The organism is Peribacillus frigoritolerans (genome assembly GCF_030676415.1).
GTDB lineage: Bacteria > Bacillota > Bacilli > Bacillales > DSM-1321 > Peribacillus > Peribacillus frigoritolerans_A.
Genome location: NZ_JAUUTW010000010.1, coordinates 81,067 through 95,630 on the forward strand (window position 1 = coordinate 81,067; position 14,564 = coordinate 95,630).

The 14,564-nt window shown below is 39.4% G+C and carries 14 protein-coding genes and 1 pseudogene; all 15 read right to left on the reverse strand.

The features are described 5' to 3' along the window. Positions 1–11: 11 nt before the first annotated feature. The 15 genes and pseudogenes from Q8G36_RS11930 to Q8G36_RS12000 all read right to left on the reverse strand — a co-directional run bounded on the left by Q8G36_RS11930 (position 12) and on the right by Q8G36_RS12000 (position 14,527). A complete protein-coding gene (locus tag Q8G36_RS11930) occupies positions 12–1,232 on the reverse strand; it encodes a dihydrolipoamide acetyltransferase family protein (protein ID WP_305160373.1) in 1,221 nt (406 codons plus the stop codon). Positions 1,233–1,334: 102 nt separating this feature from the next. Beyond that, positions 1,335–2,369 (reverse strand): alpha-ketoacid dehydrogenase subunit beta, encoded by a 1,035-nt coding sequence (locus Q8G36_RS11935; protein ID WP_305160374.1) that lies wholly within the window; start codon positions 2,367–2,369, stop codon positions 1,335–1,337. A 21-nt stretch (positions 2,370–2,390) separates the two neighbouring features. Further along, positions 2,391–3,383: a thiamine pyrophosphate-dependent dehydrogenase E1 component subunit alpha gene (locus Q8G36_RS11940; RefSeq protein WP_305160375.1), complete on the reverse strand. Its 993-nt coding sequence runs from the start codon at positions 3,381–3,383 to the stop codon at positions 2,391–2,393. Between the two features lie 314 nt (positions 3,384–3,697). Then, a complete protein-coding gene (locus Q8G36_RS11945) occupies positions 3,698–4,240 on the reverse strand; it encodes an NADPH-dependent FMN reductase (protein WP_305160376.1) in 543 nt (180 codons plus the stop codon). Between the two features lie 70 nt (positions 4,241–4,310). Then, entirely contained in the window at positions 4,311–4,634 is a 324-nt protein-coding gene (locus tag Q8G36_RS11950; RefSeq protein WP_305160377.1) for an antibiotic biosynthesis monooxygenase family protein, read from the reverse strand. A 96-nt stretch (positions 4,635–4,730) separates the two neighbouring features. Continuing rightward, positions 4,731–5,324: a TetR/AcrR family transcriptional regulator gene (locus Q8G36_RS11955; RefSeq protein ID WP_305160378.1), complete on the reverse strand. Its 594-nt coding sequence runs from the start codon at positions 5,322–5,324 to the stop codon at positions 4,731–4,733. 634 nt (positions 5,325–5,958) lie between these two features. Next, complete coding sequence (locus Q8G36_RS11960) at positions 5,959–7,947, reverse strand: acetoacetate--CoA ligase (RefSeq protein ID WP_305160379.1); 1,989 nt, start codon at positions 7,945–7,947, stop codon at positions 5,959–5,961. A 109-nt stretch (positions 7,948–8,056) separates the two neighbouring features. Continuing rightward, positions 8,057–9,247 carry a sensor histidine kinase gene (locus Q8G36_RS11965; RefSeq protein ID WP_305160380.1) on the reverse strand — a complete coding sequence of 397 codons (1,191 nt, stop codon included), beginning with the start codon at positions 9,245–9,247 and terminating at the stop codon, positions 8,057–8,059. Between the two features lie 313 nt (positions 9,248–9,560). Continuing rightward, positions 9,561–9,641: pseudogene (locus tag Q8G36_RS11970) on the reverse strand (Lrp/AsnC family transcriptional regulator); the annotation flags it as partial. Positions 9,642–9,831: 190 nt separating this feature from the next. Continuing rightward, entirely contained in the window at positions 9,832–10,164 is a 333-nt protein-coding gene (locus Q8G36_RS11975; protein WP_305160381.1) for a (2Fe-2S) ferredoxin domain-containing protein, read from the reverse strand. A 26-nt stretch (positions 10,165–10,190) separates the two neighbouring features. Then, the gene (locus tag Q8G36_RS11980) at positions 10,191–11,069 is read right to left on the reverse strand and encodes a hypothetical protein (RefSeq protein WP_305160382.1); all 879 of its coding nucleotides are present in this window, start codon (positions 11,067–11,069) and stop codon (positions 10,191–10,193) included. Positions 11,070–11,098: 29 nt separating this feature from the next. After that, positions 11,099–13,519 carry a heavy metal translocating P-type ATPase gene (locus Q8G36_RS11985; RefSeq protein ID WP_305160383.1) on the reverse strand — a complete coding sequence of 807 codons (2,421 nt, stop codon included), beginning with the start codon at positions 13,517–13,519 and terminating at the stop codon, positions 11,099–11,101. A gap of 116 nt (positions 13,520–13,635) precedes the next feature. Continuing rightward, positions 13,636–13,851, reverse strand: a complete 216-nt coding sequence (copZ, locus tag Q8G36_RS11990; RefSeq protein WP_305160384.1) for a copper chaperone CopZ — start codon at positions 13,849–13,851, stop codon at positions 13,636–13,638. A 119-nt stretch (positions 13,852–13,970) separates the two neighbouring features. Next, entirely contained in the window at positions 13,971–14,177 is a 207-nt protein-coding gene (copZ, locus tag Q8G36_RS11995) for a copper chaperone CopZ (protein ID WP_289315987.1), read from the reverse strand. 17 nt (positions 14,178–14,194) lie between these two features. Further along, on the reverse strand, positions 14,195–14,527 hold the full coding sequence (locus Q8G36_RS12000) for a metal-sensitive transcriptional regulator (protein WP_305160385.1): 333 nt from the start codon (positions 14,525–14,527) through the stop codon (positions 14,195–14,197). Between the last annotated feature and the right edge of the window lie 37 nt (positions 14,528–14,564).

The window sequence follows — 14,564 nt, forward strand, 5'->3', positions numbered from 1 at the left end:
TCCCTCCTTTTCTATAAAAGCACGGTGATCGGCTCTTCTAAATACCGTTTTAGTGTTTGTAAAAAGGCAGCAGCGGGTGCCCCGTCGAGTACACGGTGATCAAAAGTTAAACTGAGTGGCAAGATCGTTCTCCTCTCCAATTCTTCGCCAATATAACGCGGGGTATCGTAAGCAGAGCCAATTCCAAGTATCCCCGTTTCCGGTGTATTGAGAATCGGTGTAAAATGCTCAACTCCATATGCCCCCAGATTACTGATTGTAAAAGTGGACCCATGCATGTCTTCAATAGGCAATTGACCGTCACGTGCACACCGGGCCAATTCTTTACCCTTATTCGATAACTGCTTTAGGCTACAACTTTCGGCATTTCTTATGACGGGAACAACGAGCCCATTTTCCAAGGCCACTGCTAATCCAAGATGGATATGCTCATACAAATTGATTTTATCTTCAATATAAGCACTATTCATTTTAGGATGCTCTTTAAGTGAAAGCACGACAGCCTTGGCAACAAAGTCCGTTATAGTCAATTTAGTTGATTCATGTTTTTGTAGCGTTTCAGCAGCCTGTTTTTGCAAAATGACTAGATCAGTGACATCAACTTTCAACGTTAGAGTCAATTGGGCACTGCTTTGCAAGCTCTCTTTCATACGTGTAGCAATGATGTTCCTCATTCCGGTCACAGGAATCTGCTGCGGACTCTCTAAAGTAGGTTGGGGGTTCACTTTCCTTTCTTCTGTATTGACCGACATGATATCCCTTTTCTCAATTACTTTCTGTACATCTTCTTTAGTGATTCTTCCGCCTGGCCCGCTGCCTTGAATCTTCTCAATGTCAAGATTCGCTGCCTGTGCCATTTTTCGCGCAACCGGGGTGATCAGCAATCGATCGCCCATTGGCAAAATGGGTGACTCTTTTGTTTTCGGCTTTTCTTGTTCATCAATTTCCGACTGAGTTTCTTCAGAAACATGATCATTGATCATTATTTTTTCATTCGGTTTTCCGATATGACAGATAACGGTTCCTGGAGGGACTCCTTGTCCTTCTTGAACAGCTATATTCAGAATCGTACCTTCAGCCGGAGATTCAATATCCATTTCTATTTTCTCTGAATTGATGCTGGCTATTGCTTCACCTTTTTCGACTGGATCCCCAACAGCCTTACTCCATAACGAAACAGTGCCTTCTTTCATTGCCATGCCCAATTTCGGCATTACCACCTCGACCGCCATATCCTTTTTCTCCCTTCAGATTGGTTTCTGTGTCCATCATTGGTTGCTCCAACTTTTGCAGTCCTATGCGAAAAAGCTGGAGCATGCATCATATTGATTTAATTACATCCCAAGTATGGAAGGCTCCCCTAATAATTCTGAAACGACTTGTATCACTTTTTCTGATGTTGGAAGGTAAATATCTTCTAGAGGAGGAGAAAAAGGTACAGGTGTATGTGGTGCCGTAATCCTCTTAATTGGCGCATCGAGCGTGTCAAATCCCTTATCCGCCACCAATGCGGCAATATCCGTTGCGATGCTGCATCTTGGATTCGCTTCATCGATCACGATCAAACGATTTGTTTTTGCCACAGAGGAGAGAATCGTTTCTTCATCCAGTGGTGACAAGCTCCGCGGGTCGACAATCTCAACTTCAATGCCTTTAGCTGTAAGTTTTTCAGCAGCCTCCATCGCGGTGTGAACTTGTTTACCGATGGCAACGACCGTCAAATCCGAGCCTTTCCGTTTAATTTCAGCTTTTCCGATTGGGATTGTATAGTAGCCTTCCGGAACCTCTCCAACCATGTTGTATAGCGTTTTATCTTCAAAAAAGATGACAGGATCATTATCTTCAATGGCTGAAAGTAAGAGCCCTTTTGCATCATACGGGGAAGATGGAACGACGACCTTCAATCCAGGAATGCTAGTGAACAAGGCATAAAGGCTTTGTGAATGCTGAGCTGCAGCCCTGAACCCTGCACCATGCATTGTACGGATCGTCACGGGAACCTGAGCTTTACCCCCAAACATATAGCGGAATTTCGCACCTTGATTCAATACTTCATCCAAACAGCTGCCAATGAAATCGTTGAACATTAACTCGGCAATCGGCCGTAAGCCTGTCGAAGCGGCTGCCATGGCCGCCCCCATATAACCTGCTTCCGCAATGGGTGTATCAAGGATTCTATCCCGGCCAAACTCTTGGACCAATCCTTTTGTGACACCTAAAACACCACCCCATGCTTCGTCATCCTGCAAATGATCGACCTCTGCACCGCCGGCTACATCTTCTCCCATAAGGATGACATTTTCATCTTTTCTCATTGCCATGGCCATTGCTTCATTTATTGCCTGTGACATACTGATTTTTCTACTCATCTCGATTCCTCCTTTTATGGTTTAATAGGATACATAAACATCGTTTAATAAATCGGATGCCTCCGGATACGGGCTATCTTCACTGAACTTGACTGCCTGTTTAATAGATTCCTCAACGGCATTCTCAAGAGAAATCAGTTCATTTTCCGCCAGCAGATTCTGATTCAGTAAGTAATTCCTAAAAAGGGCAATCGCATCTTTCTCTTTTTTATGCTCCTTTTTGTCTTGTTCTTTTTTATATTTCTGTGCATCTCCCTCGAAGTGTCCATAATTTCGATAAGTAACGCATTCGATTAATGATGGACCTTCTCCCCTGCGAGCTCTCTGAACGGCTTCTTCAGCAGCCTTATACACGGCCAATACATCTTTCCCATCCACCCGGACACCCGGGATATTGTAGCTTATCGCCCGGTCTGCTATCGTTTTACAGCTAGAAGCATAGTTGAAAGGTGTGGCTTCTCCATACCCATTATTTTCAGCGATGAAAATGACGGGTAGCTTCCAGATTGCCGCCAGATTTATCCCTTCATGGAATGTCCCATGATTGTTGGCACCATCACCAAAAAAACAAACACTAACGTGATCGGTCTTTTTATATTTGGCAGTTAAAGCTGCACCGCATGCGAGCGGAAAGCCTCCACCGACTATCCCGTTCGCACCCAACATCCCCTTATCCAAATCGGCAATGTGCATGGAACCGCCTTTTCCCTTGCAAAGCCCTGTCACTTTCCCATAGATTTCAGCCATCATCCCGTTAAGGTCGCATTCTTTGGCAATACAGTGGCCATGACCTCTGTGAGTGCTTGTAATGCTGTCCTTTTCGGATAGGTGAGCACATACTCCTACAGCTACCGCTTCTTCCCCAGCATACAAATGGACAAACCCTGGTAAAATCCCCTTAGCAAAAGATTCATGAACTTGGTCTTCGAATTTTCTGATCTCCAGCATTTTTTTGTACATCCAATGAGCCTTGTCCTGTGATAACTTGATTTCATTCGATTGAACCGTTTCCATTTTTCAGCCCCCAATCATTAATAATGAGTCAATCTTATATATTGCAAATACCGTGCCAAAATGGGGGGCGGTAAAATTAGGACTTTATCTATTTTCAGCAGAAACAAAACGAGACAAAATGAGATGGTTGTCTCGTTTTGTCTCGTTTTTTAGTAATATACTATCCAATTTTGAAGTGAAAAGATATTTGAATGCGGAAGCAGCTGTTTAAGTAATAAGCTCTTTATGCACCATTTTTTTAGGTGTCAGTACTTACCAATATGAATTTTTGTTAAATTATTTGGGGGGAGTGCCTAGGTAGTAATCACTCATGCTTATCGTAATTTTTTTAATGCACCGCTCCATGCAATCGTTTGATCTAACATTGCATTGACATTACCAAGGTGTAAATCAGCTGGTTTAAATGTCTTGAAGTTTTCAAAGTCTGTAAATAATGATAATGTTGGATTTACCCGAACGTCCGCAACTAGTAATTCCCCTAAGATGCCACGCAAATGTTCGGCTGCACGAGCTCCGCCAGTTGAACCATAGCTCACGATGCCCGCAGCTTTGTTGTTCCATTCATCACGTGCGGAATCAAGTGCGTTTTTTAATGCCCCTGTAATACTGTGATTATATTCTTGTACGATAAACACAAAACCATCTAAGCTAGAAAGTTTTTCTGGCCAAGCTGATAATCCTGGTTCTTCACCAGTACCTTCTCCAACAAATGGCAATTTAAAATCTGCGATATCGACGATTTCATAATTTGCATCTTCTCGTTTATCAGCTATTTCTTTTACCCAATTTCCTACTTGTGGACTTACGCGTCCTTTACGTGTGCTTCCTAAGATAATTCCAATTTTTAATTTTTTCAATGCTTTCTCCTCCTTGTTAATGCTCGGCAAATAATTTGCTTAAACATAAAAACCTTATAATTTAATGGATTTACAAATTTTCAATCTCTTCCACTAACGTGTAGTACCCACCTTCTGTATCTTCAATGAGATGGTTTATTTTGCTAAGATGTTCTCTAAATTCACTTTTTTTCAACCAATCTTTATGAAAATCAATACTCTCAAAGGTAGTTACCATAATTGCCTTATTATTATCAACAGAACGATGCCAACGGCTACTAATCCAACCAGGAACTCCTTGAGATCCCTTCTTGAAATTGAGTAGTTCTTCAGCTTGGATAGCAACCAATTCATCTAGTTTGCCTGGTTTAGCCGTAAATACATTAATCCATACTATTGTGTTACTTGATTTCATATTCATAATCTCCTGTCATTACCTTATTTTTTTCAATTCATGCATTACCTTTTTTAAAGGGAGTCAGTACTAACTGTCATTATTCTTCATGAAAAACTAGGGAGTTAAAGCCCTAGTAAATGTTTGCACACTCTCCATAATAAATGCCTCCAGGGACACGGTTGGATAGTTTTCATCAACATCCAGGTTGTTCATAAAGGCACCAAAATTCATCATCATGAACGACAACGCCTGAAGCTCTGGGTTTGTGTGAATAAGCTTTCCTTTTTCATACATTGTGTTAAAATAGTTTGTCAAAATTTCTAGTAACTGTCGAGGGTGCTTTTGTGTTTTTTCTCGAAACCCAGGTAAATTGCCTTCCTCCTTGATACTTATCATAATCATTTTCCGGTTACGATTCATGATTTCATGATAAGTTCGACTAATCAATTGTAAGTCCGAATGTAAATCCCACACGATTTGCTCTTCATTAAAAAGTTTTGTCATCTCTTCGGCATAATGATATCGGTCAAATGCCGTTTCCAGAAGATTTTGCTTGCTTCCAAACCGACGAAACAGTGTTTTTTCACTCAAACCTGCGGCACCAGCGATTTCCTGAGTAGAAACACCTTTGTACCCTTTCTCTGCTATTAAATCGATTGCCGCCAACAGCAGCTTATCATCTGTACTTAGCTTATTAACGCTACTCATGCTCTCACTTCCTCTAAATGGACTGTCAGTACTTACTGACCATTTATTTTATTCTATTCATCTGTTTTAAAATTGTCAAGAAAATTCCAGCAGTACAAAATCTATTTTCAGATGGAAGTCAGATCCGAATGATTGAACGGGAAAAGGTGCAACCATTTATCGCTTTGTCAGTTAGCGATTTTCTAGCTTTTATACGAAAGTTGACTACATAAGAGCTGCCTTTCATGTCATAGATGGCAAGTTATAACGGGAGACCGATTGGCCTATCCTACGACAATCCAGACCAGTATACAGAAATGGAGAAGTTGTTCGTTTCTAAGTTTATTCAAGAGAAATTTAAAAAGACGGAGCTTTTTGCTCCGCCTCAGTTTGTAGACAAAAGGGTTCTATCTAAAAATTAAAACAAAGTTGATTGGAACGGAAGGTACGAGACTCCTGCGGGAAAAGCGAGTCCAGGGGAGACCCCACAGGCGCAATGGCGCCGAGGAGGCTCCCGGACCGCCCGCGGAAAGCGAGTGCCTGGAGTGGAAATCAACGTTTAGATTACACAAAGCCCTAAAAAAACTGTAGACAAACTCGATATTCATCGAGTTTGTCTACAGTTTGAGATGAAGCTTTTTGCTCCGCCTGAATCCTAGAATATTTTTTTCTCATTCAACTCGAGAGCTAATTCTTTAAAGAACTGCAGCGATTCTGGATTTCCCATGGAGTCTGCATTCACTACTTTATCAAACTCGAAACCTAATAACACTTTACGTATCGGGACTTCCATTTTCTTTCCGTTCAACGTTTTAGGAATTTGTTCAACGACATGGATTTGGTCAGGGATAAAACGAGGGGATACATGCCCTCTGATTTGTTCCTTGATTTTTGCCGTCAATGCTGCATCCAGGATTTTACCGGGCTTAAGGACAACGAACAGCAGCAGTGAGGAACCGCGGCCAAGCACTTCCCTATCGATGACAAGGCTTTCCATCACCTCGTCTATCGCTTCGACGACCCGGTATATATCGCTAGTTCCCATCCGTACACCAGAACGGTTGATGGTCGAGTCGGAACGTCCATAAATGATACAGCTGCCCTTGTCGTCGATCTTTATCCAATCACCATGTTTCCATATGCCAGGATACGTATCGAAATAACTCTCGTAGTATCTTGTCCCGTCTTGATCATTCCAGAAGTATAGCGGCATGGACGGCATCGGTTTGGTAATGACTAATTCACCGACTTCATTAATCAATGTTTGACCATGCTCATCAAAGGCTTCCGCGCAAACACCCAATGCCCTTCCTTGTATCTCTCCGATTCTCACGGGCAATGTTGGAACACCACCTACAAATCCGGCACAAACATCGGTTCCGCCACTGGATGAACTGAGCCAGATATCTTTCTTGACATTCTCATACACCCATTTATAACCGTCGCCAGACAATGGAGCTCCAGTGGAAAAAAGAGCCTTCAATTTCGATAAATCATATTTTTCCATTGGCTTGTTTCCTAACTTCATGGAATTCGTAAGGAATGGTGCACTTGTTCCAAAAAAAGTCATGCCTGTATCTTCCGCCAATTCCCAAAGGGCATCCATATTCGGAAAAGAAGGACTGCCGTCATAAAGGACAATGGTCCCTTCATTAAGCAAACCACCCATAAGGAGATTCCACATCATCCAGCCTGTCGTCGTAAACCAGAATACAGTATCCTCGGAAGTTATGCCTTGATGGATTTTTGTTGATTTAAAATGCTCCAATAATATACCGCCATGACCTTGTACAATTGGTTTTGGCATCCCGGTTGTACCTGATGAATAGAGAATCCAAAGCGGATGATCGAACGGAACGCTTTCAAAAGATAATTCTGCCTTTTCTTTTAATAGGTCATCCCAAGGAATCGTATCTGCCAGATTCACTTCCAAAATCTTTTTTTCTATGTAAGGAACCAACACGGTATGCTTGACAGTGACCAATTCCTGTTTAAGCTGTGAGACGACTGGTGTTTTATCATATACATTTCCATTGTATTGATACCCATCCACCGCCAGTAATACAACCGGTTCAATCTGTTTGAAACGATCTATGACGCTTCTTGCTCCAAAGTCAGGTGAACAGCTGGACCAGATGGCACCTATGCTTACTGTTGCCAAGAAAGCTATGACCGCTTCAGGTATGTTTGGCATATAGGCAACAACACGATCACCTGATTTCACACCAAGTTCCCTTAATGAATGGGCGACAGAAGCTACTTTTTCTTTCAGCTCTTGCCAGCTAACCTCTTGTTGCTTGATATGTTCGGAACGAAAAAAAATCGCCGTTTTCTCTTCTTGATTATTCAATAATGCATTTTCAGCATAATTAAGCCTTGCCCCCTCGAACCATTTCGCACCTGGCATAGATTGCTCCGCTAAAACCCTGTCATATTTCCTGGCTGCTTTTACATCACAATAATCCCAAATTGAAGCCCAAAATTCCTCCAGTTCATCTACCGACCATTTCCATAATTCATGATAATCATGAAATGTTAAACCTTTCTTTTCTTTTAACCATTTTACATATTGAGTCAATACCGTTTGCTTGATTTGTTCCTTTGTCGGTTCCCAAATGATTTGTCCATCTGTAAGCGGTTTCATTCAATCATCTCCCTTAGGTATCAAATGCGTCATTGAATCATTTCATAATAATTGGTAGTTTACTTGAATTGTAATCTATGAGTTCAAAAACTGTCAATTTACACTAAACTCAAATAGGCTCGTATCTATGTATGGGCAGGTTAATAGAGAAACATGTCCCTTTCCCTTGTACACTTGACACATGTACCGTTCCATCCATGCTTTTGATAACGCTATATGAAACCATCATGCCTAATCCAGTTCCTTTATTTTTTGTCGTGAAGTAAGGCTCACCTAAACGGTATATTTGTTCCTGTGACATTCCAATTCCCTGATCTTGGATCTTAATTTGGATGGTGGAGGCAGCACGAATTAAATGTACGTATATTTCGCCATCATGGTCCATCGATTCTATCCCATTCTTTAAGATATTGAACAGGCACTGCTGGAATTTCTTCCTTTCCCCCTTGATATAATAAGCTCCATCTTCGAATAGGGACAACTTCAATTCTATTCCATTACTGGTAGCCAAGGGTTTTATGCTGTTCACGACATGCTGAATTTCCTCGGATACACTTAATCGTTCTGTGTTATCAGGGCTTATGGCAGCAAACGTCAAATAATCATTAATGACATCCGTGGCCCGATCTAATTCCTCCAGTGCAATATTTGCATATTTGACCTTTGTATGGGAAGACACGTCTTCGCTTAACATTTGAATATATCCCCTTGTAACCGTAAGGGGATTTCTGACTTCATGAGATATGCTAGCAGCCAGATGACTAACGATCTGCAATTTTTCCGCTTTCACTAATTTTTCGAGAACCTGAAAATTAGTGAGGATGACTTCCCATAGTAAGATTACAACAACGATTCCTATGACTTGGATCGTGAAGTATTGCTTCCATAGGCTTATACCAATAGTAAGTTCAAATACTTCTGTTGAAATAAACTGTGTGAGAATGTGAACAATAAAGATTAATAATATACCGATTAAGATTTTTTTACTGACAGACATTTTTAGATAGTATTTAGATATAAAAAACAGGGAAACACCAATTAGTGGAAAAGTGATGCATGATATATAAAATCCATTTTCCCCCCCTGTTAAATAGCGAATAAGAAGAGTGATGACTATTAATAGGAACCCTAACCGGTAGCCTCCATATAAACCGCCTAAAAGAAAAGGGATCCATCGAAGATCCCAAACAAAATCCTCTTCTATGATCACTGGAAACAGCATACATAGAACAAGTGAAAGAATAGGGAAAATGGATAAGAACGATCCTTTTAATGCATCTAAACGATATACGTACTTCACAAGATAACTCATTTGCAATAAAAAGATCGGAAAAAGGATAATTAAAAAGTTAATCAGTAAATCTTTTGTCATCAGATTCATTTTTACACCGAACTTTCGATATTTTTCGAAGATTTAGACAGGTATATAAATCATAACAAGATAGAGAATGATAAGCTAGTAAAATTATGATGTGGGAATTAAAAGGTTTCTATTCCGCCATCCAGGTAAGAAATTGGGTTAATGTTATAAAAAAATACCCGTTCGTAAAAGTGTCTTTTTACGAACGGGTATTTTCTTTCCATATAGGTAATTCCTTCCGAACTTTACGTTAATCATACTCACCTGTTAAACAATGACACTCCGATACTTCTGACATAGAAGCTGATGCCTTTTCCAAAACTTCCAGTTTTTCCGAGAGAACAATTTTCTAGTATTGGATGGGGCGAAGTAAACCCTATTGAGAAATATTGATTGATCGGTAAAAATGATCAGTCCATAAAAATTTTTCTTAACCCGTAGATTATTGAATATCGCAAATTTCCTTCCATAAAATCGCCATGTATAGAAACGCCTTTTTAGATATAGAAATAAGATGTTACAGTTTATTCACTTTCATGGTTCTTAAATGTTTTCCCATCATGGTAGTAAAGTTCAGAGCCTAAATTAATATTTCTTTCTTCTTTCAATTGACGTATAAGCTCTTCACTTTTTGTTTTATTCATTTCTTTATACCAGGTTCCTTGTGGATATAGAACAGCGATCGGACCATGCTTGCATTGGCCGTTACATAATGTTTTTGTTGTGTGAATCTCCTTTTGCAGATCTAAGCTTTTCAATTCTCCTCTAATGGTCTCTGTTACTTCTTCTGCTCCATTTTTCGTGCATGTTTTCCCATTGCAAATTAATAGATGTTTGCTAATCCCATCTAAGTTCATAAAAATTCCCCTTTGATTTTTCCTTTTTACTTGACCTCTATAACAAATGGATAGCTACCTACTTTGCCATCAAATTTAAATTCTCCCCACACTTTGTAGATTCCAGGCTTATCAAATTTTGTTTCAAATTGTGTCTTTTCTTTTGATGTAGGGTGCACATGAACAAATTTCTCACCCTTATCATCCAAAATAACAACATGTCCTAAAGCCCCCAGATAGGGCTCTGGAGTAATCCCTTTCGTATCAAAGCTTAACGTTACATCTTTGTTTATTCCTGGCTCTGTAGTTGTTAATTCAACTGTCTTTTCATTGATTGTTTTTGTTAAGTTTGTATCAACCTTTAGTGAGTTTTCCTCATGTTCACCATGACCTTTACCTACCTGCAGTTCTATCGGACTTATCTGATAGGCAAGGTTTTTTGGTTTAATATCGATAAACACTTTATAAGAGTTTTCAGGTAGGGCGAATTTCTGAGTATACATGCCATTTCCTTTTTTCACAGGATGTAGATGGTAATAATCTTCTAAGTCGGCACTTACAATAATTACATGCATAATCTTTTCATGTGATATTTCTAATTTAGGTGAATGTTGATCTTTATCCTTAACATCAATGGTTATTAAGCCTTCTTCATACTTTACGTTTGTGACCAATTCACTTTTTGAATGAGCTACATGGTCTGAATGTCCTGAATCCTTACCATCACTTTTTTGGTTTGTATGATTACCATTATGTGCTTGCTCATTAATAGATTCTTTTTCCTCGTTACCATTTGTTTTTGCCGCATGGTTATCCGTGTGATCGTCATTACTGTTCAAGCTTGCATATACGGAATATCCGCCAATTACTAATCCAAGATACACAATGGCTGAAACCGCCCAGGTCAACATGTTTTTTCGTTTCATGAAAAAACCCTCTCTTTTAAATAGATAGTTTATCCTTTTAACTTAATCCTTTGTAATCTGAGTGCGTTTAAAACAACTGAAACTGAACTGAATGCCATGGCTACTCCTGCAAGCCACGGTGCCAGAAATCCTAGTGCTGCAATTGGAACTCCTATAGCATTATAAGCAAAGGCCCAAAATAAATTTTGCTTGATATTTCGAATCGTCATTTTACTCATAAAGATGGCATCGGCAATACTATTTAAGTCTCCTCTGATTAAGGTAATATCAGCAGCCTCCATTGCTACATCCGTACCTGTACCGATTGCCATGCCAATATCAGCAGTAGCTAACGCTGGGGCATCGTTAATTCCATCACCGACCATTGCCACTATCTTTCCATCTTTTTGAAGCTTTTTAACTTCCTCTGCCTTTCCTTCAGGCAGGACTTCTGCTATAACATGGTCAATTCCGACTTCATTTGCAATTGCTTGAGCTGTCTGCTTGTTATCTCCCGTAATCATAACAATCTCAAGACCCATATTTTTTAACCTTTCAATCGCTTTTTGAGAAGTATCTTTAATTGTATCTGCAACAGCAATCACACCGGCAAATTGATGATCAATTGAAACTAGCATTGCGGTCTTACCTTGCTTTTCTAAGTTTTCCATCTTAGGTAATATGTTCCCAACATCAATGTTATTTTTCTCCATAAGCCGGCGCGTTCCGATAAGCAAGGATTTGGTTTCAACTATAGATTCGATTCCAAAACCAGGAATGGCTTCGAAGTGTTCTGAGCTGCCTAGTTCAATACCTTTTTCTTTAATCCCCTCAACAATTGCCTCAGCTAACGGATGTTCAGAACTTCTCTCTGCAGCACCGACTAACTTTAAAAATCCCTTTTCTTCAAACCCATTTGAGAGAATAACATCTGTAAGTGTTGGTTTTCCATTTGTTACAGTTCCCGTTTTATCAAGGATCACTGTATCCAATCGATGAGTGGTTTCAAGATGCTCACCGCCTTTAAACAAAATCCCATATTCAGCTGCTCGGCCTGACCCTGCCATAATTGACGTTGGGGTAGCTAGGCCTAGAGCACATGGACAGGCGATAACTAATACGGCAATTAACTTTTCAAGAGCTACTGCAAACTCTCCCGGACTTACAAAAAAGTACCACACAAGAAATGTAATAATCGCTATACCCACTACAATAGGGACAAATATTCCTGAGATGACATCGGCTAAGCGTTGAATAGGCGCTTTTGATCCTTGTGCTTCTTCGACTACTTTGATGATTTGAGCTAAGGCAGTTTCTTTTCCTACCTTTGTTGCCTTAACCTTCAGAAACCCGTTTTTGTTAATTGTTGAGCCAATTACTAAATCTCCTACTGTTTTATCAACAGGAATACTTTCACCTGTAATCATTGACTCATCTAAGGCAGATCTCCCTTCAAATATTTCTCCGTCTACGGGTACTTTTTCACCTGGTTTAACATAAACGATATCTCCAGCCATTACATCTTCGATAGGTAAATTCATTTCTTGACCATCTCTTAAAACTGTGGCTGTTTTGGCTTGCAAACCCATAAGTTTTTTAATGGCTTCTGATGAACGCCCTTTTGCTTTTGCTTCAAATAACTTACCTAATATAATGAGAGTAATTAACACTGCACTTGTTTCAAAATATAACTCCACCATATGTTCATCGGAGCCTATTGATAAAATACTCAAGTAAATACTGTAAAAATAAGCTGCAGAGGTGCCAAGTGCAACTAAAACATCCATGTTTGCACTTTTATTCCTTAATGCCTTATAGGCACCTACATAAAATTGACCTCCAACTAAAAATTGAACAGGAGTCGCAAGTGCGAGTTGGACCCATGGATTCATGAACATCTCTGGTAGCCAAATAAAAGATGTAAATTCAAAATGACTGACCATCGCCCAAAGTAAAGGGATGGACAAAATAGAAGAGAATATGAATTTTCCTGTTTGTTTCTCAATTTCCTTCTGTCTATGATCAACCTTTTCGCCTGTAGTTTCTTGCTTTTGTTCTAAACGATAACCCAATTTCTTAATGGCACCCTTCATATCTGGGACCGAGACTTCATCAGGATTATATTCTACAAGGGCTGATTCTAATGCGAAGTTTACAGTTGCATTTTGTACCCCATCTAACTTGTTTAAACGTTTTTCAATCCTGTTAGCACATGCTGCGCATGTCATACCAGATATATCAAATTCAGCTTTTTCACTAACCACTTTATACCCTAAGGATTCGACTTTATCTTTAAGTTGATTAACATTTGATTTGGATGGATCAAATGTTACTTTTGATTTTTCTAAAGCAAAATTTACGCTTGCATCCTCTACTCCATCTATTTTTTTGAGACCTTTTTCTATTCTCACTGCACAGGCAGCACACGTCATGCCAGCTATTTGAAGTGTTGTTTCTTTTTTATCGCTCATAACCTTACACTCCTATCACCACATACTACAGTGGGGTATATTTTCCAGGGAAGAAAACGTGCCGGGACGAGTCAGCACGTTTTTTCAATTCCTTAGTGACGAATTTGATCTTTAGGTCATTTACTCAGCTCTACATCATAACCTTGGTCCTCTATAATGTCAGTAATCCCCTTTAAAGAAACTACTTTCGAATCAAATGATACATCTACTTTTCCTTCATTTAAGTGAACCTTTACAAACTGAACGCCCTTCATTTTTCCTACGTTCCCCTCAATTGAATTAATACAATGCCCGCATGACATTCCTTTCACTGATAATTTTACATTCTCCATTTTTTTGTCCTCCTTAATTTATGTTAGATGATCTATTTTATAAACAAAAACCATACCCTGGTATAGTATATGAATTTCAGAAAGAAATCGTGCTTTAATCAACACGTTCTTTATTCATGTTATTGTACATCATACCCTTGGTCGTCAATTGTTTCCTTAATAGAATCAAGGGTTACGTCATTGGGATTAAACTCCACTTCAACAGTTCCTGAATCCAAGTTTACTTTCACAGAGTTAACTCCAGATAATTTCCCTACACTGCCTTCAATCGCTTTAATGCAATGTCCACAAGACATACCCTTTACATTTAAAGTGTTTTTTTCCATACTAACTCAATCCCCTTCTATTTTTTCATTAATTTTTGAAATGTAACCAGTACCTCATCTAAAACCTCTGTATCTCCCGCTTGAATTCTTTCAAGAACACAGCTTTTCAAATGACCCTCCAATAAAATACGGGCAACACTATTTAAAGCTGATTGGGTCGCAGCTATTTGTGTAATTACATCGTCACAGTACGTATCTTTTTCAATTAACCCTTTTATTCCTCGGATTTGTCCTTCCACTCGATTTAATCTTGTTACTAAATTATTTTTCACATTATCTGAATGATGACTTTTCCTTTCACTTTCTGATGAGCAACATGAATCGATTTCAGCAATATTATCTGAATTCATTGACAAATCTCCTCAACTCCTTTAACGAAATAATACT

Coding starts and splice junctions, on each gene's coding strand:
- Q8G36_RS11930 (WP_305160373.1), bottom strand. CDS start 1,232: ATGGCGGTCGAGGTGGTAATGCCGAAATTGGGCATGGCAATGAAAGAA.
- Q8G36_RS11935 (WP_305160374.1), bottom strand. CDS start 2,369: ATGAGTAGAAAAATCAGTATGTCACAGGCAATAAATGAAGCAATGGCC.
- Q8G36_RS11940 (WP_305160375.1), bottom strand. CDS start 3,383: ATGGAAACGGTTCAATCGAATGAAATCAAGTTATCACAGGACAAGGCT.
- Q8G36_RS11950 (WP_305160377.1), bottom strand. CDS start 4,634: ATGAAATCAAGTAACACAATAGTATGGATTAATGTATTTACGGCTAAA.
- Q8G36_RS11955 (WP_305160378.1), bottom strand. CDS start 5,324: ATGAGTAGCGTTAATAAGCTAAGTACAGATGATAAGCTGCTGTTGGCG.
- Q8G36_RS11960 (WP_305160379.1), bottom strand. CDS start 7,947: ATGAAACCGCTTACAGATGGACAAATCATTTGGGAACCGACAAAGGAA.
- Q8G36_RS11975 (WP_305160381.1), bottom strand. CDS start 10,164: ATGAACTTAGATGGGATTAGCAAACATCTATTAATTTGCAATGGGAAA.
- Q8G36_RS11980 (WP_305160382.1), bottom strand. CDS start 11,069: ATGAAACGAAAAAACATGTTGACCTGGGCGGTTTCAGCCATTGTGTAT.
- Q8G36_RS11985 (WP_305160383.1), bottom strand. CDS start 13,519: ATGAGCGATAAAAAAGAAACAACACTTCAAATAGCTGGCATGACGTGT.
- copZ (WP_305160384.1), bottom strand. CDS start 13,851: ATGGAGAATGTAAAATTATCAGTGAAAGGAATGTCATGCGGGCATTGT.
- copZ (WP_289315987.1), bottom strand. CDS start 14,177: ATGGAAAAAAACACTTTAAATGTAAAGGGTATGTCTTGTGGACATTGC.
- Q8G36_RS12000 (WP_305160385.1), bottom strand. CDS start 14,527: ATGAATTCAGATAATATTGCTGAAATCGATTCATGTTGCTCATCAGAA.